Below are 20,164 nucleotides of genomic sequence, written 5' to 3' on the forward strand. Positions count from 1 at the left end.
CTGCATTGCACAATCCATGCGTATCGCCATCGTCGACGAAAGTGCGGCCCGCGCCGCCATCATCCAGGAAGGTCTGGGTGGTATGGACGACTGCGAAACGCTGGTGATTACCGAACGTCGCGGGCTGATCGCCGCCGTCGCCGCGTTCGATCCGGATATCGTCCTGATGGACCTTGGCAACCCGTCGCGCGACGTGCTGGAGGAATACTTCGCCGTCAGCAAGGCGCTGGCCCGGCCGATCGCCATGTTCGTCGACGAATCGGACGAGGAATCGATTGCCGCCAGTGTCGACGCCGGCGTTTCCGCCTACGTCGTGAACGGTTTTGCCAAGCAGCGGATCAAGCCTCTGCTCGATCTTGCCGTACGGCGTTTCAACGCATTCTCGCGGCTGGAAACCGACCTTGCCGAAGCGCGCGGCCAACTGGCCGAACGCGCCAATGTCGACAAGGCGAAGCGCCTGTTGATGACCAGCCGCGGCCTTACCGAACCGGAAGCTTACAAGGAACTGCGCAGCCAGGCGATGCGATCTAGCAAGCGAATTGCCGAAGTCGCCGAAGCGCTGCTAATGGCGGACCAGTTGCTGGGAGGAACGCGTTGAGCGAGCGACTGAAAATAGGTTTCCTGCCGCTGGTAGACGCGGCGCTGCCGATCCTTGCGCAGGAACACGGCTTTGCCGCCGAGCAGGGCCTTGACCTCGAATTCGTGCGCGACCTCAGCTGGGCGACGGTGCTGGACCGGTTGCTTTACGGCCATTCCGATGCCGCGCACATGCTGGCCCCGCTGACCATCGCGACAACGCTGGGCATCGGCAGGCCCGCGCGCGATCTGTCGGTGCCGTTCGTGCTGGGCCTCAACGGCAATGCGATCACGGTGTCGAACGACCTGGCCCGCAAGATCCAGCCCGAAGGCGGGCTTGGCAATGCGGCGGATGTCGGCAAGCGGCTGGCCGAAACGGTGGCGCAGATGGGGCGCAAGCCGGTGTTCGGCGTGGTCCACCGCCATTCCAGCCACAACTACATGCTGCGCTACTGGCTGGCGGCATGCGGGGTGCAGCCCGAACGCGACGTCGATATCGTGACCGTCGCGCCGCCTTTTGCCGCCGATGCGCTGGAAACGGGGGAGATCGACGGCATCTGCGTGGGCGAGCCGTGGAATTCGGTCGCTGTCGAACGCGGAGTCGGCCGGATCGTGCTGACCACGGCGCAGATCTGGCGCAGGGGCGTTGAGAAAGTCCTCGCCGTGCCGACCGCCAAGCTGGAGGAGCGGCGCGGTTCGTTCGAGCGGCTGATCATCGCCATGCGCAAGGCGGGCGAGCATTTCGTCGATCCGGCCAACTGGGACGTCAACGCCGCCATCCTGTCGCGCCCGCATTACGTGGGCGCGGACAAGGAGCTTATCCTGCGCGCGATTTCAGACAGGCTGCGGCTGGTGAAGGGCGGCGAGATCGTCCACTTCCCCGATTTCATGTTCCAGTTCCGGGAAGCGGCGAACTTCCCGTGGGTCAGTCAGGCGGGCTGGCTCTATGCCCAGATGGTGCGCTGGGACGCGCCGCATTTCGACCCGGACGCGGCGAAGAAGGCGATGGGCGTGTTCCGCCCCGATGTCTATCGCGCCGCGCTTGCCGGTCGCGATTCCCCGCTGCCCGGCGCAAGCTCGAAAGTGGAGGGCGGCATCGGCTCTCCGCTCGGCGTGGGCGCGCAGCAGGGTACACTGGTCATGTCGCCGGATAAATTCTTTGACGGGAAAACCTTTGATCCCGAAAGACTTGAGGACTATCTGGCCTCTCTTGCCTGAAACAAAATTCGTGCTGCGGTGCAAAAACCGCTTTACGCAGGTGCAACGAATCGCTTAGTCATACTGTGCAGCGAGACGGTTCGCTCCCCAAGGATGGGGGGCTGATCAAGAACCCTCGCAGCGAGTTTTTTGCAGACATTGCGTGGCAACGATGCCGCCCGATCTTCCCGTTCGGGGAGGGATCGTGGCGGCTTTTTTCGTTTCGCGCCTGACGGGGATCGATAGAGCAATGAGCAAGTCCGGGTTCAAGGCAGTTTCCTTTAAACGGCGCGGTGTCGTCATGGCCATGCTGGCGTCGGTCGCACTGGCCGGTTGCGGGTCCAGCGGATCGGAAGGCGCGGGCGAAGGCGCGGTTCAAGCCGCCGTCGTCGACGGCGCGATCGAGAAGCCGAACCTGAAGCTGGGCTTCATCAAGCTGACCGACATGGCCCCGCTCGCCATCGCGAAGGAAAAGGGCTTCTTCGCAGAGGAAGGCCTGAACGTCGAACTGGAGGCGCAGGCCAATTGGAAGGTCCTGCTCGACGGCGTGATCGGCGGACAGCTTGACGGTGCGCACATGCTGGCAGGGCAACCGATCGCGGCGACCATCGGTTACGGCACCAAGGCCGACCTGATCGCCCCGCTGTCGATGGATCTCAACGGCAACGCCATCACCGTTTCGAACAAGGTCTGGGACGAGATCAAGGGCGACCTTCCGATGGAAGGCGGCAAGGTGAAGCACCCGATTTCGGCATCCGCGCTGAAGCCTGTCGTCAAGGCCCGCAACGAACAGGGCAAGCCGTTCAAGATGGGCATGGTCTTCCCGGTCTCGACCCACAACTACGAGCTTCGCTACTGGCTCGCCGCCGGTGGCCTCAACCCCGGTTACTACACCGATGGCGACGTGTCCGGCGTTGTCGATGCCGACGTCCAGCTGTCCGTCACCCCGCCGCCGCAGATGCCCGCCACGATGGAAGCAGGCACGATCGAAGGTTACTGCGTTGGCGAACCGTGGAACCAGGCCGCCGTCCAGAAGAAGATCGGCGTTCCCGTCATCACCGACGACGAGATCTGGAACGACAACCCCGAAAAGGTCTTCGGCATCCGCAAGGACTTTGCCGAGAAGTATCCGGCCACGACCGCGGCCATCCTGCGCGCCATGATCAAGGCGCAGCAGTGGCTTGACGCCGACAACGGCGCGAACCGTGCCGAAGCGGTGAAGATCCTGTCGCAGCCGAACTACGTCGGCGCGGACGAGGCGGTGATCGCCGCTTCGATGACGGGTAAGTTCACGTTCGCGCCGGGCGATACCCGCGATGCGCCGGGCTTCAACATCTTCTTCGACAAGTTCGCGGGCTATCCGTACTACTCCGACGCGGTCTGGTACCTGTCGCAGATGCGCCGCTGGGGCCAGATTCCGACCGACCATCCCGACCAGTGGTACTTCGACCAGGCGAAGGCCGTCTATCGCCCCGACCTCTACCTCGCCGCTGCGAAGAAGCTGGTGGAAGACGGCGTGATCCCGGCCGGCTCCGTTCCCGAAACCGACGGTTTCCGCGGCGAACAGGGCGGTTTCATCGACGGCATCACTTTCGATGGCAAGACGCCCAACGCCTACCTCGCAAAGTTCCCGATCGGCCTGAAGCAGGGCCAGACCGTCACTGCCGCTGGCGTGAAGTAAGACAAGTACCCCCAGGAGTTATCGATCATGGCAACCGTATTCGCAGACGCACATGACGCCGAGACCCCCGTCATCGAAGCCGCAGCAGGCTCGGTCGCGGGCAAGGTCGCGGTGCCGGAAGCGGAAGTCGCTACGGCCGATCCGAAGAAGCCGAACCCCGCCCTCTCCAAGGCGGCGGAGTTCGGCAAGGGGCTGGTGGCCCCGATCCTCGGCATCCTCGCCTTTCTTGCGCTGTGGGCCGTGCTCGCACCGCAAGTCGATACCTCGCTGGGGGCGCTTCCCGGCCCGGTAGAAGTGTTCGAACAGGGCATCGCCCTGACCGGGGAATGGTCGGCGGCCAAGGATGCCGAAGCACAGTTCTACGCCGATCAGGATGCCCGCAACGCCGCGCAGATCGCGGCGGGCAATGCCGCCGGCGTCCGCAATTTCGAGTACGCGGGTCCGCCGACGTTCCTGGACCAGATCTTCACCTCGCTGAAGACGGTGGCGCTGGGCTTTGTCCTCGCAACGCTCGTCGCGGTGCCGATCGGCCTTGCCGCCGGCCTTTCCCCGAAATTCAACGCCGCGATCAACCCGCTGATCCAGATCATGAAGCCGGTCAGCCCGCTGGCATGGCTGCCGATCGTGACGATGGTGATTTCCGCCATGATCACCAGCGCGGACCCGATGCTGCCCAAGGCTTTCGTGATCTCGGCGCTTGTCGTCATGCTCTGCTCGCTCTGGCCGACGCTGATCAATACCGCCGTCGGCACCGCCAGCATCGACAAGGACCTGCTGGCCGTGGGCCGCGTGCTGAAGCTGGGCACCTTTGCCAAGCTGACCAAGCTCGTTCTGCCTGCCTCGCTGCCTTACATCTTCACCGGTATGCGCCTGTCGCTGGGCGTGGGCTGGATGGTGCTGATCGCGGCTGAAATGCTCGCCCAGAACCCCGGTCTCGGCAAGTTCGTGTGGGACGAGTTCCAGAACGGCTCTTCCCAGTCGCTCGCCCGCATCATGTTCGCCGTTGTCGTCATCGGCTTCATCGGCTTCGGTCTCGACCGCATCATGATGAGCCTGCAGGCGCTGGTTTCCAAGAACCGCACGATCTGATCGCGACAGGAAAGGGAGTATCGCCATGCAGCAACAGCCGATCCTTTCGCTTCAGGGCGTGAAGAAGAGCTATACCGGCAAGACCGGCGGCACGACCGATGTCCTCGGCGGTATCGAGCTGGACGTGGCCGAAGGCGAATTCATCGCCATCCTCGGCTTCTCCGGCGCGGGCAAGACGACGCTGATCTCATCCATCGCGGGTCTGGTGAAGCCGGACGAGGGCAGCATCCTGCTGAAGGGCCAGCCGATCGACGGGCCGGACCGCGACCGCGGCCTGGTGTTCCAGTCCTACTCGCTGTTCCCGTGGCTGACGGTGAAGCAGAACGTCGAACTGGCCGTCGATGCCGTTCACAAGGACCGTTCGCGGGCAGAACGCGCCGCATTGGTGAAGCAGAAGGTCGAACTCGTCGGCCTCGGCCATGCGATGGATCGCAAGCCCGCCCAGCTTTCGGGCGGCATGCGCCAGCGCGTCTCTGTCGCCCGCGCTCTTGCCATGGAGCCGGAAATCCTGCTGCTGGACGAACCCCTGTCGGCCCTCGACGCGCTTACCCGCGCCAAGCTGCAGGACGAGATCGAGCGTATCCGCGAGGAAGAGAAGCGCACCATCATCCTTGTCACCAACGATGTGGACGAGGCGCTTCTGCTGGCCGACCGCGTCGCCGTGCTGACGCCTGCGCCTTCGGCCCGGATCGGCAAGATCTTTGAAGTCGATGTCGCCCGCCCCCGCGACCGTGAAGCGGTGAACGACGACGAACACTTCAAGGCCCTGCGCGGCCGGATCGTGAACTACCTGTCGACGCTGAACGCGCAAAGCTCGACCGTGGGCGAAAGCGTAACGCAGCTTCCGGGCGTTACCCCGCTGGATCTCGCACCCCCACCAAAGGCCTATCAGGAAGCGGGCAAGACCAATGTCGAGAACCGCTATCTGGAATTCTTCAAGCTCGACAAGGTCTATCCCACGCCCAACGGCCCGCTGAAGGTTGTCGACGATTTCAACCTCATCATGAACAAGGGCGAGTTCGTCTCGCTCATCGGTCACTCGGGCTGCGGCAAATCCACCGTTCTGACGATGGCCGCGGGCCTCAACGAAATCAGCGGCGGCGGCATCGTGCTCGACAACCGCGAAATCTCTGCAGCCGGACCTGACAAGGCCGTGGTGTTCCAGGCCCCCAGCCTGATGCCATGGCTTACCGCGCGGCAGAACGTGGCGCTCGGCGTGGAACGGGTGTACCCCCATGCATCCCGTGCCGAGCGCCGCGATATCGTCGACTACTATCTCGACCGGGTCGGCCTTGCCGATGCGAAGGAGAAGATGGCGGCGGAAATGTCGAACGGCATGCGCCAGCGTGTCGGCATCGCCCGCGCTTTCGCCCTTTCCCCGCGCCTGCTGCTGCTCGACGAACCGTTCGGGATGCTGGATTCGCTGACCCGCTGGGACCTGCAGGACGTGCTGGTCGAAGTGTGGAACCGCACCAAGGTGACGGCGATCATGGTCACGCACGATGTGGACGAGGCGATCCTGCTGGCCGACCGCGTGGTGATGATGACCAACGGGCCGAACGCCACGATCGGCAAGATTCTGGAGGTGGACCTGCCGCGCCCGCGCGACCGCAAGGCGCTGCTGGAGCATCCGCAGTTCTACCACTACCGGCAGGAGGTGCTGCACTTCCTCGCCGAATACGATCACGGTCCGGTAGCCAAGGCCGCATAGGCTGACGGCTGCCTGAACCAACGGGCTGCGCAAGCGGCCTGCCTTACAGGGTCAGCCGCAAAGGCGGCCCTTTCCAGAGGATGCCGTCCGGGGCTTCACGCTCCGGTTTCGGGCCGCGTCGTTTCCCGCGCGGTCCGACTTACCATGCTGCGCCCCGTCACGCGGGGCAGGGACGGGCAACGGCGCCCGTTTCCCACGCGGCCCTGACACAAGCGGGCGATGCTGCCCGCCTTTCACCGACATCCGCGCGGGCAACGATGCTGCGCAACCAGTTCAGGGACCTGCCGGGTCAAGAGGGATCAAAACGCCCGGCAACATGGAGGTAACGTGCAATGAGGAAACAGGTACTTCTGCTTGGTGTTGTTTCGGGTGCGGCTCTTGCTTGCAGCGGAACTGCACAGGCCAAGGCGGGCGATCCGGTCGAAGTGGCCGATGGCGTCACCATCGATCCGATCATCTCCGGCGTGCTGCGTTACGAAGGGGTGGATCAGGACAACGCAGGCCTAAACGCCGATGCACTGACTCTCGGCATGGAGGCCGGATTCGAGGTCAAGGCGAGCGGTTTCTCGTTCCTTGCCGAAGCCGAAGGCACGCTGGCCATCATCGACGACTACAACGACACCATTTCTGGCAATAACGGCTACATCGGCAACGAACCCTATTCGATCGTCGCCGATCCGGAAAACGTTGAGCTGAACCGGCTGCAGGTCGGCTATGCGGGCAAGTTCGGTTCGCTCACCGTCGGACGCCAGACCATTGCGCTGGGTAACCATCGCTTCGTGGGCCATGTCGGCTGGCGCCAGAACATCCAGACTTTCGACGCGGTTCGCGGCGTCGTGAAGTTTGGTCCGGCCTATGTCGACGCGACCTATTCGAACTCGCAGCGTACGATCTTCGGCATGGATGCCGGTGCGAAAACCGCATTCGATGGCGACCATGTCTTCGTGAACGCGGGCGCGAAGGTGGCCGGGATCGACCTGACCGCCTTTGCCTATCTGCTCGATTACGATCTGGGCGAAGCGGCCCCGTCCAGCCAGACTTATGGCGCGATCGCCAGCGGCAAGCTGCCGATCAAGGGGCCGGTCTCGGTCAGCTTCGTCGCCAGCTATGCCAAGCAGGGCGACTACAAGGGGCACACCGCCCCCTATTCGGCCGATTACATCAACGGCGAACTGGGCGTCGGGTTCAAGGGGCTGAAGCTCACGGGCGGCTACGAACTGCTCGGCAGCGCCAACGGCATCGGTTTTTCCACGCCGATGGCAACGCTGCACAAGTTCAACGGTTTTGCCGATGTCTTCCTCAACACGCCGGGTGCCGGCCTGCAGGATTACTACGGCACGCTTGCTTACGCCTTCACCGGCGTAAAGGCCCTGCCGGGGCTCAATGCCAGCCTCACCTATCACAAGTTCGAAAGTGATGTCGGCGGCGCGGATTATGGCGAGGAATGGGATGCCACGCTGGGCTTCAAGCTCGGCGGTTATCCCTTCCTCGTGAAGTACGCCAACTACAACGCCGACACCGTCGGCACCGATACCGAGAAGCTCTGGATCCAGGTGAGCTTCGCCTACTGAAAACTGAAAGCAAAGGAGTACTGACGATGTCCTACCTTGCCCCTTCGGAATTCGTGCCGAAGCTGATCGATTCCGGTGAAACCAAGATCATGATGTCCACCAAGGACACTCTGGTCCGCGCCTATATGGCCGGTGCCACGCTGGCCCTTGCCGCCGCGTTCGCGGTTACCATCAACGTCCAGACCGGCCAGCCGCTGGCAGGGGCCGTCCTTTTCCCGGTCGGCTTCTGCATGCTGTACCTGCTGGGTTACGACCTGCTGACCGGCGTGATGGTTCTCTGTCCGCTTGCCGTCTGGGCCAAGCGCCCCGGCTGCACATGGGGCGGTGTGTTCCGCAACTGGGGTCTGGTGTTTACCGGCAACTTTGCAGGCGCGCTGACCACCGCGGTCATGATGGCGATCTACTGGACTTATGGCTTTGCCGCGGAAACCAATGAGGTCGGCATGAAGTTCGCGACGATGGGCGAGCAGCGGACCGTCGGCTACGCCGCTTATGGTGCGGCCGGCTGGTTGACGATCTTCGTTCGCGCCATGATGTGCAACTGGATGGTTGCCAGCGGCGTCGTCGGTGCCACGATTTCGACCTCGGTTTCGGGCAAGATCCTCGCCATGTGGATGCCGATCATGCTGTTCTTCTACATGGTCTTCGAACACTCGATCGTGAACATGTTCCTGTTCCCTTCGGGCTTGATGATGGGCGGCAACTTCTCGATCCTCGACTACTTCATCTGGAACGAGATCCCTGTCGTCCTCGGCAACCTTGTCGGCGGCCTGACTTTCGTCGGCCTGATGCTCTACTCGACGCACTATCGCACGTCGAAGAGCCGCACTCCGGCCGACCTGAAGATCGCGGCCTGATGGGGGCAGCGTGAAGCTTGGCGGGGAAGTCCGGATGTTCCGAACCGGCCTTCCCCGCCATTCGTTTCACGATGCACACCGCGTCATGACCGGCAGGCTTTCCATATCAGTCGGGCAATATTCGACCGCCGGTGTGAAACCGGAAAACCAGGATTTTCACGGCATGCTCCTGCCGGTGGGCGACGATCTCGTCACCAAGGGCATTGCCGTCGCCATCGCCGATGGCATTTCCACCAGCAAGCTGGGCGCGACCGCGGCGCAGACGGCGGTGAAAAGCTTCCTGTCCGATTATTACTGCACGTCGGGCGCATGGTCGGTGCAGAATTCGGGCCAACGGGTGATCGCGGCCACGAACAGCTGGATGTACGCGCAGAACCGCCAGGCCGGTCCGCTGACCGATGAAACGCGCGAAGCGGGCATGATCTGCACGCTGACGACGCTGGTGCTGAAATCGCGCAGCGCCCACATCTTCCACGTCGGCGACGGGCAGGTGGCCCGCATCGTCGGGAGCGGCCTGGAAGTGTTGACCGAACCGCATCGCGTTTCGGCGGGCGGGGGGCAGACTTACCTTGCCCGCGCGATGGGCGTGAACCGCCATGTCGAGATCGACTACCGGCAGGTTCCGGTCCAGCCGGGCGACCTGTTCCTGCTGACGACCGACGGGGTGAGCGAGGCGCTGACCGCGTCGCAGATCGCACGGATCGTCGGCGAATCCCGCTCTCTGGACGACGCGGCGATGGTGCTTTGCGAAGCCGCGCGCGAAGCCGGTAGCACCGACAACCTGACCGCGCAGATCGTGCGGATAGAGGAGCTTCCCTCCGGCGATGTCGCCGATCTGGTTGGCGGGCAGGGTGCGCTGCCGCCCGCGCCGCATCTGGAGGCGGGGCAGACTTTCGAAGGCTATCGCATCCTGCGGCGGCTGTATGGCGGGGCACGCAGCCATGTCTATCTCGCCCGCGATACCGTTGGCGGCCGGAAAGTCGTGATCAAGGTTCCGTCCACCGAACATGGCGAAGACGCGGGCCAGATGGCGGCGCTGCTGCTGGAAGAGTGGGTCATGCGCCGCGTTTCGCACCAGAACCTGCTTTCGGCCCCGCCGGAAACCAATCGCCCGCGCGGTTTCGTCTATTCCGTCGCCGCTTATGTGGCGGGGCAGACGCTGGACGAGTGGATGCACGACAATCCGGAGCCGGACCTTGCCACCGTGCGGGACATCGTGCGCCAGATCGCCAGCGGCCTGCTTGCGCTGCACCGCAAGGAGATGGTCCACCGTGATTTGAGGCCCCAGAACGTGATGATCGACGCCGACGGCACGGTGACGATCATCGATTTCGGTTCGGTGGAAGTTGCGGGGCTGGAGGAGATCGCACCCGGCACGGCGGGAGAGGCGGCCTTTGCCGGTACGGTGCAGTTCTCCGCCCCCGAAGTCTATCGCGGTGCGGGGGCGAGCGCGAAGAGCGACATCTATTCCCTGGGCGTCATCGCATACCGGCTGGTGACGGGCGAGCTTCCCTATGGCCCGCGCGTGGCCAATGCCACGACGGTCACTGCGCAGGGCAAGCTGAAATACCGTTCCATCGCCGACAAGGTGCCCGACTTTCCGGCGTGGATGGACGCCGCCATCGCGCGGGCCTGCGCCATCGATCCGGCGAAGCGTTATGACGAGTTGAGCGAGTTCACTTACGATCTTGCCCATCCCAACAATTCGCTCGTCGCCGATAGCCGCCCGCTGATGGAGCGTGGATCGGCGCGCGACTGGCGGCTGATCGCGCTCGTGCTGGCAGTGGCGCTGGCGCTTTCGATCCTAACGCGGCCGGATGTCGGCCTGTTTCTCGCCCACCCGATCGAACATTCAGCACAGGAGAATGCCCGATGATGACCAAAGCCGACGTAACCACGATGATCCGCGCCGCGATGCGCGAAAAGAACGTGAGATGGGCCGAGATCGCGGAAGTGGCGGGCTTGTCCGAAGTGTTCTGCACGTCCGCCTGCCTTGGCATGAATTCCCTGCTGCCCGATGCGGCGGGCAAGGTCGTCGATTTTCTGGGCCTTCCTGCCGAAGCCGCGATCGTTCTGGCCGAGTATCCGACCAAGCTTTTCGCCCAGCAGGTGCCGACCGATCCGTGCATCTACCGCTGGTACGAAATTACCGGCGTCTTCGGAGAGGCGTTCAAGGAACTGGTGCAGGAAAAGTTCGGCGACGGCATCATGAGCGCGATCGATTTCGATATGGAGATCAACAAGATAGTCCATGAAAAGGGCGACCGCGTGCAAGTCGTGATGACCGGCAAGTTCCTGCCCTACAAGAGCTGGTGACATGCACGGCGCGGCGGCGGATTGATCCGTCAATCCTTGCTGCAATGCAAAAACGTCTTGCCGCGCCGCACACGAATCGCCTATAGTCAGGCCAAGGCACGGATTGCCCCGCCCATCGTGGGGCGTAACCAAGCAATTCGCTGCAACCCTTTTCAACATTGCGTGGCAACGAAGCCGCCCGAACCTTCGAGGGATCGACCCCTTGATGGAACGAGGCGGCTTCTTTGCGTGCGCGTCACACGAGGACGCAAATGAACGTGACCGTAGCACCAGACATGAAGGGGACCACCGGTGTCCTTTCGCGTGGCCGAAAGCTGGTCGTGATCGGCAACGGGATGGCCGGTTGCCGCGCGGTGGAGGAAATCCTCTCCCGCGACGGCACCCGCTTTGACGTGACGATCTTCGGCGCAGAACCGCGGGTGAACTACAACCGCATCATGCTCTCGCCCGTCCTCGCCGGCGAAAAGACGTTCGAGGAAATCGTCATCAACGGGCAGGACTGGTACGATGACAACCACATCCAGCTGGTATCGGGCGATCCCGTCGTCGGCATCGACCGTCAGCAGAAGCACGTCATCACGCGCTCGGGCCGGATCGAGAACTATGACACGCTGCTGATCGCCACGGGTTCGGACCCGTTCATTATTCCGGTTCCGGGCAAGGACCTCGACGGCGTGGTCACGTTCCGCGACCTCGACGACGTCGACAAGATGCTGACCGCTGCCGAAAAGGGCGGCAGCGCAGTGGTTATCGGCGGCGGCCTGCTCGGCCTTGAAGCTGCGCACGGTCTTTCGCTGCGCGGCATGGATGTTACCGTCGTCCATCTGATGCCGACGCTGATGGAACGCCAGCTCGACGAAGCGGCGGGCTACCTGCTGAAGCATGAACTGGAAAGCCGTAACCAGACCATCCTGACCAGCGCCAACACCAAGGAAATCGTCGGCAAGGACGGCAAGGTTTCGGCAGTCCTGCTGGAAGACGGCACCGTCATTCCGGCAGACATCGTTGTCATGGCCGCAGGCATCCGTCCGGCGACCGGTCTTGCGAAGGAAGCGGGTCTCGATGTCGAGCGCGGCATCCTCGTTGACGATCACATGGTCACCAGCGACCCCGACATCCTTGCCGTCGGCGAATGCGTGCAGCATCGCGGGCTTTGCTACGGCCTTGTCGCACCGCTGTGGGACATGTGCCGTTCCCTTGCCGATTACGCCACCGACACTCCCTCGGGCTATGGCGGTTCGGTCACTTCGACCAAGCTGAAGGTATCGGGCATCGACCTGTTCTCTGCCGGTGACTTCACCAGCGGCGAGGATTGCGAAGACATCGTCATGCGCGATGCCAGCCGCGGCATCTACAAGCGCGTCGTCGTGAAGGACAACCGGATCGTCGGCGCCGTGCTCTACGGCGATACCGCCGACGGCAACTGGTACTTCGACCTCCTGAAGAAGGAGGAGGACATTTCCGACATCCGCGAGGCGCTGATCTTCGGTCAGGCCTTTGCCAGCGGAGGTGCCTCGCTGGACCCTAACGCCGCCGTTGCCGCCCTTTCGGACGACGCAGAAATCTGCGGCTGCAACGGCGTGTCGAAGGGTCAGGTCGTCGCGTGCATTTCCGGCGGGGCGCACAGCCTCGACACGGTCCGGTCGGGGTGCAAGGCCTCGGCATCCTGCGGGTCGTGCACCGGCCTGGTCGAAAGCCTGCTGGCCCTGACGCTGGGCGAGGACGCGGTCGAAAGCGGGCCGAAGACGATGTGCAAGTGCACCAGCTTCACCCACGACGACGTGCGCGCGCGGATCGTGGAAAAGGAGCTGAAGGAAATCCCGCAGGTCATGCAGGAACTGCACTGGACCACGCCCGACGGCTGCTCCTCCTGCCGCCCTGCGCTCAACTACTACCTGCTTTGCGCATGGCCGGGCGAATACGTCGACGACCAGAAGAGCCGTTTCGTGAACGAGCGTCTTCACGCCAACATCCAGAAGGACGGCACTTATTCGGTCGTGCCGCGCATGTGGGGCGGCGTCACCACGCCCGGCGAACTGCGCGCCATCGCCGATGCGGCTGACAAGTATCAGGCCCGCCTTGTGAAGGTGACCGGTGGCCAGCGTATCGACCTGTTCGGGATCAAGAAGGAAGACTTGCCCGGCATCTGGGCTGACCTCAACGCCGCGGGCATGGTTTCGGGCCACGCCTACGGCAAGTCGCTGCGCACGGTGAAGACTTGCGTCGGCAGCGAGTGGTGCCGCTTCGGCACGCAGGATTCGACCGGTCTTGGCATCAAGGTCGAGCGGATGACCTGGGGCAGCTGGATGCCGCACAAGTTCAAGATCGCGGTCAGCGGTTGCCCGCGCAACTGCGCCGAAGCGACGATCAAGGACTTCGGCGTCGTCTGCGTGGACTCGGGCTACGAACTGCACGTCGGCGGCAACGGCGGCATCCACGTCCGCGCCACCGACCTCCTCTGCAAGGTGGAGACTGAGGCCGAGGCAATGGAACATTGCGCCGCCTTCATCCAGCTCTACCGCGAGGATGCGCGTTACCTTGAACGCACCGCCCCGTGGATCGAGCGCAAGGGTCTCGACTGGCTCAAGGAGGCGCTGTTCTCCGACCCCAACACGGTCAAGGAACTGGCTCGCCGCTTCCGCTATTCGCAGCGTTTCTCGCAGGACGATCCGTGGGCGCAGCGCGCCGGTGGCGACCGCGCGGACCTGCACAGCCACCTCGCCGAGGTGCGTCCCCTACAGATCGTTTCGGAGGTTGCATAATGCGTGTTGGTAAGTGGCTCGACATCGGCCCGGTGGAGCAGATCGAACCGGGCACGGCCCGCACGCTTCCGGTAGAAGGAGGCGAGGAACTGGCCGTGTTCCGCACGATGCGGGGCGACATCTTCACGATCGTGAACAAGTGCCCGCACAAGCAGGGCCCGCTGTCGCAGGGCATCGTTCACGGCAATGTCGTGGCCTGCCCGCTGCACAACTGGAACATCAGCCTCGAAACCGGCCGCGCGCTGGGCGGCGATGACGGTTGCGTGCCCACGATCCCCACCAAGGTGGAGGGCGGACGCATCTTCCTGCTGCGCGAGGCGGTGCTGAACCCGCAGGTTCCGGCCGACGAAGCGCCCAAGGCCGCGGCCTGAGCCTGATACGATGACGAAGATCGCCACCACGTGTGCCTATTGCGGCGTCGGCTGCGGCGTCATTGCCGATACCGGCGATAGCGCGGCGGCGCGGCAGGTGGTGATTTCGGGCGACAAGGCGCATCCGGCCAATCACGGCAGGCTCTGCGTCAAGGGAACCATGCTGGGCGATACGGTCGGGCAGGAAGGCCGGATGACAACCCCGTTCATCGGCAACCGGCGCGCAAAATGGGAAGAGGCGACGGCCTTTGTCGCCAGGACCTTTGCCGACACGATTGCCGAGCACGGGCCGGACAGTGTCGCCTTCTACGTCTCCGGCCAGTTGCTGACAGAGGATTACTACGCCGCGAACAAGCTGATGAAGGGCTTCATCGGCAGCGGCAACATCGACACCAATTCGCGCCTCTGCATGGCCAGCGCGGTCGCCGCGCATAACCGTGCCTTTGGCGAGGACTACGTGCCGGTGACCTATGACGATCTGGACGAGGCGGACCTGATCGTCCTTGTCGGATCGAACACCGCGTGGTGCCATCCGGTCGTATGGCAGCGGATCGAAAAGGCGCGCAAGGAACGCGGCACCAAGATCGTCGTCATCGATCCGCGCCGCACCGAAACCGCGGCAGAGGCCGACCTCCACGTCGCGATTGCGCCTGATGGCGATATCCCGCTGTTCCGCGCCCTGCTGGCCGAGATGAAGGCGCGCGGCGCGGTGGACAAAGCCTTTGTCGCGCAGCATTGCAACGTGCCCGAAGGTTTCTGGGATAACCTCGACGGCGCTTCGTACGAGGACCTGCCCGATACTTTCGCGGCGCTGGCCGACATGGTCGAAGCGCATCCGCGCATGATCACGGTATTCTCCATGGGATCGAACCAGTCGGTGCGCGGGACGGACAAGGGCAACGCGATCATCAACCTGCACCTCGCCATGGGCCGCATCGGCAAGGCGGGCGCGGGCCCATTCTCGATGACCGGTCAGCCCAATGCCATGGGCGGGCGCGAAGTCGGCGGGCTGGCCTCGACGCTGGCGTGCCATCTCGGCTTTTCCGAGGAGGAGCGGAACGCCGTCGCCGATTTCTGGCAGGCGCCCGCGATGTGCAACGCGCCGGGCCTCAAGGCTGTCGACATGTTCCGCGCGGTCCACGATGGCCGGATCAAGGCGATCTGGATCATGGCGACGAACCCTGCGGTTTCGATGCCCGATGCAGGCTTCGTGCGCGAGGCACTGGAAAAGTGCGATTTCGTCGTCGTCTCCGACTGCATGGCCGATACCGACACGGCGCGGCTGGCCCATGTCCGCCTGCCCGCGCTGGGCTGGGGGGAGAAGGACGGGACGGTCACCAATTCCGAACGCATGGTCAGCCGCCAGCGCGCATTCCTACCAGCCGCAGGCGAAGCGCGTGCCGACTGGCGCATCATTGCCGACGTCGCCGCCGCGATGGGGTTTGGCGATGCATTCGGCTGGAACAGCGTTGGCGGCGTATTCCGCGAATATGCGGCGATGACGCTGCTGGCCAAACAGCGGGGGTTGCAGCTCGACCTCACCGACAAGGCAGGGCTTTCGGACGCGGAATACGATGCGCTTGCGCCGTTCCGCTGGGGCGGGGCGGAACCGCTGCTCGCAACCGGCTTCTCTTTCCCCGACCGTCGTGCGCGGCTGGTCGATGTGGCGCCGCTGGAGGCGAAGGCTGTCGATCCGGAGTTCCCGCTGCGCCTCAACACCGGACGCTACCGCGACCAGTGGCACACGATGACGCGGACCGGCCTTTCCGCCCGCCTTGCCCGCCACCGCAGCGAGCCGCAGGTCGAAATCCACCCTGCCGATGCGCAAAGTTTCGGCATCACGGACGGCGGCCTTGCCCGCATCTCGAGCCCGCGCGGCAGCACCGTCCTGCGCGCAAAAGTGACCGACGGTCAGGCGAAGGGCACGATCTTCTCGCCCATGCACTGGAGCGACCTGTTCTCAAGCGGCGGGCGCAGCAACCGGCTGACCGCGCCCCATGTCGATCCCGTCTCCGGCCAGCCCGGCTTCAAGGACTGCGGCGCCGCCATCGAAGCGGTAACGCCCGACTGGCGCGCGTTTCTCGTCTCGGCGACCGAACCCGACCTTCCCGACTGCCTCTACTGGACGAAGGCGCGGCAGGCGAAGGGCTGGCTGGTCGAACTGGCAGGCCATGGCGAGGCTCCGGTCGATGCGCTCATGCCCGGCGGACGGTACATGGAGGCCGAGGACGTCCGCCGCGGCATGAAGCGCGTTGCCGCACTGGACGGCGATGGCCGGCTGGCCGCCGCGCTGTTCGTCACCTGCAACGGCGACCTGCCTTCGCGCGAATGGATCGCGTCGCAGCTTGGCGACCGCGACGTGACGACCGCCGAACTGCTGGCGGCGCGTCCGGCAGAGGCGATGCCCGATCCCGGCCCGCAAGTCTGCGTGTGCTTCGATGTCGGGCTCAACACCATCCTTGCCGCGATTGCCGATCAGCGCCTTTCCAGCGTCACGGCCATCGGCAAGGCGCTGAATGCCGGCACCAATTGCGGGTCATGTCGTCCGCAACTTGCCGAAATCCTGCGGGAAACCGATCTGGCGGAGGCAGCGGAATGACCGACTTTGCAAATGGCGACGTCTGGCTGGTGGGCGCAGGCCCCGGCGATCCCGACCTGCTGACCCGCAAGGCCGAACGCCTGATCCACGAGGCGACTGTGGTCTTCTACGATGCGCTGGTGGGTGAGGGCGTTCTTGCGTTGGTCCCGCCCCATGTCCGCATGGAGCCTGTCGGCAAGCGTTCGGGCCGCCATTCGAAGGACCAGTCCTCCATCGACCGCCTGATCGTCGAAGCCGCGCTCGAAGGCGAAAAGGTCGTGCGCCTGAAGGGCGGCGACCCCGCCATCTTCGCCCGCGCGAACGAGGAACTCGAAGCCTGCCGCGCCGAAGGTATCCGCGTCTCGATCTGTCCCGGTATCACGGCGGCCAGCGCCGCTGCCGCCGATCTGGGCATGAGCCTTACGTTGCGCGGCCTTGCCCGCCGCCTGACGTTCGTCACCGCCCATGCCCGCGCGGGCGAGGTGCTGGACCTCGACTGGGCGGCGCTGGCCGATCCGCAGGCGACGCTGGCGGTTTACATGGGCAAGGCAGCGGCTCCCCACGTTTCGGCAGGGCTCATCGCAGCGGGGCTTCCCGGCGATACGCCTTGCGCGCTGGTGGAACAGGCAAGCCTGCCGACCGGCGGCGAATTCCTGACCCGCCTCGACCTGCTGCCGATCGCAGCAAAGACGGCGCTGGGCGACGGGCCGGCGCTGATCCTGATCGGGCAGGCGGTCGGCGCCGCGGTTCTGCCGCAGCGCGCGGCCAGCATCGCCAGTACGGCCAGCCTCAGGCAGCGGTAAGGCCGAACACGTTCCATTCGGGGCGCGGCTTTCCGAACAGGAATCCCTGTCCCTGCTTGCACCCGAAGCCGGCCAGCACCTGCGCCTGGTGCTTCGTTTCGATCCCTTCGGCGATGACGACAAGGTCGATATCGCGGGCAAGGTCGACGATGGCGCGAATGATATTCACGCTCTTGGGTTCGTGGATCGAGGCGACGAAGCTCTTGTCGATCTTCAGCGAATCGAGCGGCAGGTTATGCAGGTAGCTGAGCGAGGAATATCCCGTCCCGAAATCGTCGAGGCTGGCCTGTACGCCGAAAGCGCGGATCGTGCGCAGGACTTCCGCTGCTGCTTGCGCATCGATGATCGCGACATTCTCGGTAATCTCGATCTTCAGGCGGGAAGGGCTGATCGCGGTTTCCATCACCATGCCGCGAACGATGTCGGCGAAATTGGGCTGGAGGAACTGTTCGGGCGCGACATTGACGCTTACGAACGGGGGCGTACGCGCCGCAGCCAGGGGCGGCATCCGCGCGATCGTTTCGCAGGCCTGCCGCAGCACCCATGTGCCCAGCGCGGTCATCAGGCCGGCGTCCTGTGCACAGTCTATGAACTCGTCAGGCCCCAGCACACCGCGTGTCGGGTGGTTCCAGCGCAGCAGCGCCTCGAACCCGCAGAGCGTGTGTTCGGCGTCGAGACTGAAGATCGGCTGGTAATACAGCTCGAACTGTTTCTTCGCGACCGCCTCGCGCACTTCCTGTTTCAGTTCGCGCGCGCGGCGCACCGAAAGGCCGAGTTCGGGGGTGAAGGATACCGTCCGGCTCGCTCCCAGCCGCTTGGCCTCGTACATGGCAAGGTCCGCGTCGCGCAGCAGGCGGTCGTAACTGTCGTGGCCATCGTCGCTGGTGGCCATGCCGACCGATGCGCCGACCGCTACCGACTGGTCGCCGATGCGGAACGGCGGGGAGAGGCATTCGTGGATCGCCTCGGCAAGGCTGGCAAGGTTGGGCCAGTCGACCAGACCCTGCAGCATGACGACGAATTCGTCGCCGCCCGTACGGGCCAGCAGCGTCTTTACCGTGGCGATCCGGTTTTCCTGCCAGCTGATCACCGCCCGCCCCAGCCGCGTGGCGACAAGTGTCAGCAGCTGGTCGCCGTAATGGTGGCCATAGCGGTCGTTCACCGCCTTGAACCCGTTGAGGTCGAGCACGACCATCGCAAGGCCCTTTCCGTCCGGCGGCAGCGCGGCAAAGGCGGCGGCCGAGCGTTCGGCAAGGATCGCCCGGTTGGGCAGGCCGGTCAGCACGTCGTGGCGCGCGGTCTGCAACAGGGCCCATGCGCGCTGGCGTTCGACCACGCGGCCCAGCTGCGTGCCGATCTGCTGCATGGCCCATGTGAGTTCGGGCGATTCCACGATGGGCTTGCGCGCGAAGAATTCCAGAACGGCGACGATCTCGGTCTCGACCCTGACGGGGAAGGCGCAGGCGGATGTCATGCCGCAGGCGTCGGCCTGTTGCGCGCGGGTGCAGCCGGGGATCGAATCGAGATCGCGGGTCCATACCATCCGGCCCGTTTCCAGCACCGTGCCGGGAAGCCCCTTGCCCCGATCGAAGCTGGCATTGCCCGATGCCGCGACCAGCAGGGCAAGATCCGTCTCGTCCTCGGCGAACCATGCCTCGCAGGCGCAGGCGCTCTGCTGCGCCCCCTCGATCAGGTAGGCATTGCCGAAATCGTAGCCGAGCGTGCAGCATATCTCGGCCAATGCCGAAACGAGTGAGGTGTGCACCTCGTTCGACTTGTTCGCGATGTCGGTGATCTTCTGCAGCAGGCTGATGCGCTGTTTGCTTTCATAAAGGTCGCGCAGGCCCTTTTCCGCAATCGCCTCTGCCTCGATACGGGCCATGCGTTCGCGCAGCACCTGCCGTTCCAGCCGGGCGATCCGTTCCGTATTGTCGGGCGGCTGGCCGAACGGTTCGAATTTGGGATCGAACTTCACCGGCTCCATTCCAGTGCCATGCGACAGATCGGGTCGCCATCCTTCATGCACAGGTCGTGCGTGATCTCGACCTCGTTGCCGAAATGGTCGGCCGCGCCGTGCACGAAGCCGTGGGCCAGCTGGCACAAGTTGCGGGGGGATCGGTAGCCGACCATCAGCCTGCCGTTCGCGCCCTGCTGGAAATGGAAATGCGGGCAGGCCGCGCCGGAATAGAGCTTGCGCACTTCGGGATGGATGATGTCGTTCACCGACAGGATGAAGCTGCGCGAATGTTCGTGGCCGGAAAACAGGGCGCCGTAGCGCGCTGCCAGCAGCGGCATCGCCTTGCGTCCGAAGTCGCGCAGGATCTCGTCGGGCGACAGGCCCAGACCTTGCGAGGCGACCTCGACAAGCTTGTAGAGGTCCTCGTCAGGATAGCTGCCGACGGAGGTGTAGACGCCGCTGACCGCGCTTGCCTCGACAAGTTCGAACCACGCATCGGCGCCGAGGTCGGCGGTAACCACCTCCTCCAGCAGGTTGAAGACTATGCCCTTCATCGTCACTCCGATCGCGCGACCGTCGGCCGGTTCTACGGACGGGAAATTGCGGAAAGTTTAAGCTGCGCGAAATAGTGAACGGGGCCGCAATCGCATTGCGTAATTTGCCGCGCGACAGTCGGTTCGCAGCGGCTTGCAATG

General features: G+C 64.3%; 15 protein-coding genes. 13 read left to right on the forward strand and 2 right to left on the reverse strand.

What is annotated here, in order from left to right; genetic code table 11:
- Positions 1-16 precede the first annotated feature (16 nt).
- The 13 genes from A7A77_RS05645 to cobA all read left to right on the forward strand — a co-directional run bounded on the left by A7A77_RS05645 (position 17) and on the right by cobA (position 17,512).
- Positions 17-598: an ANTAR domain-containing response regulator gene (locus tag A7A77_RS05645; RefSeq protein WP_066555050.1), complete on the forward strand. Its 582-nt coding sequence runs from the start codon at positions 17-19 to the stop codon at positions 596-598.
- On the forward strand, positions 595-1,794 hold the full coding sequence (locus A7A77_RS05650; RefSeq protein WP_066555053.1) for an ABC transporter substrate-binding protein: 1,200 nt from the start codon (positions 595-597) through the stop codon (positions 1,792-1,794). The genes A7A77_RS05645 and A7A77_RS05650 overlap by 4 nt, the downstream gene beginning before the upstream one ends.
- A gap of 229 nt (positions 1,795-2,023) precedes the next feature.
- Positions 2,024-3,454 (forward strand): CmpA/NrtA family ABC transporter substrate-binding protein, encoded by a 1,431-nt coding sequence (locus A7A77_RS05655; RefSeq protein WP_066555055.1) that lies wholly within the window; start codon positions 2,024-2,026, stop codon positions 3,452-3,454.
- 27 nt (positions 3,455-3,481) lie between these two features.
- Positions 3,482-4,543 carry an ABC transporter permease gene (locus A7A77_RS05660; RefSeq protein ID WP_066555057.1) on the forward strand — a complete coding sequence of 354 codons (1,062 nt, stop codon included), beginning with the start codon at positions 3,482-3,484 and terminating at the stop codon, positions 4,541-4,543.
- 25 nt (positions 4,544-4,568) lie between these two features.
- The gene (locus A7A77_RS05665; RefSeq protein ID WP_066555060.1) at positions 4,569-6,254 is read left to right on the forward strand and encodes an ABC transporter ATP-binding protein; all 1,686 of its coding nucleotides are present in this window, start codon (positions 4,569-4,571) and stop codon (positions 6,252-6,254) included.
- A 332-nt stretch (positions 6,255-6,586) separates the two neighbouring features.
- Positions 6,587-7,825, forward strand: a complete 1,239-nt coding sequence (locus A7A77_RS05670; RefSeq protein WP_066555063.1) for an alginate export family protein — start codon at positions 6,587-6,589, stop codon at positions 7,823-7,825.
- Between the two features lie 26 nt (positions 7,826-7,851).
- A complete protein-coding gene (locus A7A77_RS05675) occupies positions 7,852-8,682 on the forward strand; it encodes a formate/nitrite transporter family protein (protein ID WP_066555067.1) in 831 nt (276 codons plus the stop codon).
- A gap of 34 nt (positions 8,683-8,716) precedes the next feature.
- On the forward strand, positions 8,717-10,558 hold the full coding sequence (locus A7A77_RS05680; RefSeq protein ID WP_216635551.1) for a bifunctional protein-serine/threonine kinase/phosphatase: 1,842 nt from the start codon (positions 8,717-8,719) through the stop codon (positions 10,556-10,558).
- Entirely contained in the window at positions 10,555-10,998 is a 444-nt protein-coding gene (cynS, locus tag A7A77_RS05685) for a cyanase (protein ID WP_216635552.1), read from the forward strand. The genes A7A77_RS05680 and cynS overlap by 4 nt, the downstream gene beginning before the upstream one ends.
- 275 nt (positions 10,999-11,273) lie before the next feature.
- Complete coding sequence (gene nirB / locus A7A77_RS05690; protein WP_172799849.1) at positions 11,274-13,760, forward strand: nitrite reductase large subunit NirB; 2,487 nt, start codon at positions 11,274-11,276, stop codon at positions 13,758-13,760.
- A complete protein-coding gene (nirD, locus tag A7A77_RS05695) occupies positions 13,760-14,131 on the forward strand; it encodes a nitrite reductase small subunit NirD (RefSeq protein WP_066555075.1) in 372 nt (123 codons plus the stop codon). Before nirB ends, nirD begins: the two co-directional genes overlap by 1 nt.
- A 10-nt stretch (positions 14,132-14,141) precedes the next feature.
- Positions 14,142-16,730 (forward strand): molybdopterin-dependent oxidoreductase, encoded by a 2,589-nt coding sequence (locus tag A7A77_RS05700; protein ID WP_066555078.1) that lies wholly within the window; start codon positions 14,142-14,144, stop codon positions 16,728-16,730.
- Positions 16,727-17,512 carry a uroporphyrinogen-III C-methyltransferase gene (gene cobA / locus A7A77_RS05705; protein WP_066555082.1) on the forward strand — a complete coding sequence of 262 codons (786 nt, stop codon included), beginning with the start codon at positions 16,727-16,729 and terminating at the stop codon, positions 17,510-17,512. The genes A7A77_RS05700 and cobA overlap by 4 nt, the downstream gene beginning before the upstream one ends.
- Here the strand turns inward: cobA and A7A77_RS05710 are convergent.
- The gene (locus A7A77_RS05710) at positions 17,499-19,487 is read right to left on the reverse strand and encodes a bifunctional diguanylate cyclase/phosphodiesterase (protein WP_172799845.1); all 1,989 of its coding nucleotides are present in this window, start codon (positions 19,485-19,487) and stop codon (positions 17,499-17,501) included. The genes cobA and A7A77_RS05710 overlap by 14 nt on opposite strands.
- Positions 19,484-20,023, reverse strand: coding sequence for a heme NO-binding domain-containing protein (locus tag A7A77_RS05715; protein ID WP_066555087.1), 540 nt, complete (start codon positions 20,021-20,023; stop codon positions 19,484-19,486). Before A7A77_RS05715 ends, A7A77_RS05710 begins: the two co-directional genes overlap by 4 nt.
- Between the last annotated feature and the right edge of the window lie 141 nt (positions 20,024-20,164).

This window comes from Croceicoccus bisphenolivorans (genome assembly GCF_001634625.1).
GTDB classification, from domain to species: domain Bacteria; phylum Pseudomonadota; class Alphaproteobacteria; order Sphingomonadales; family Sphingomonadaceae; genus Croceicoccus; species Croceicoccus bisphenolivorans.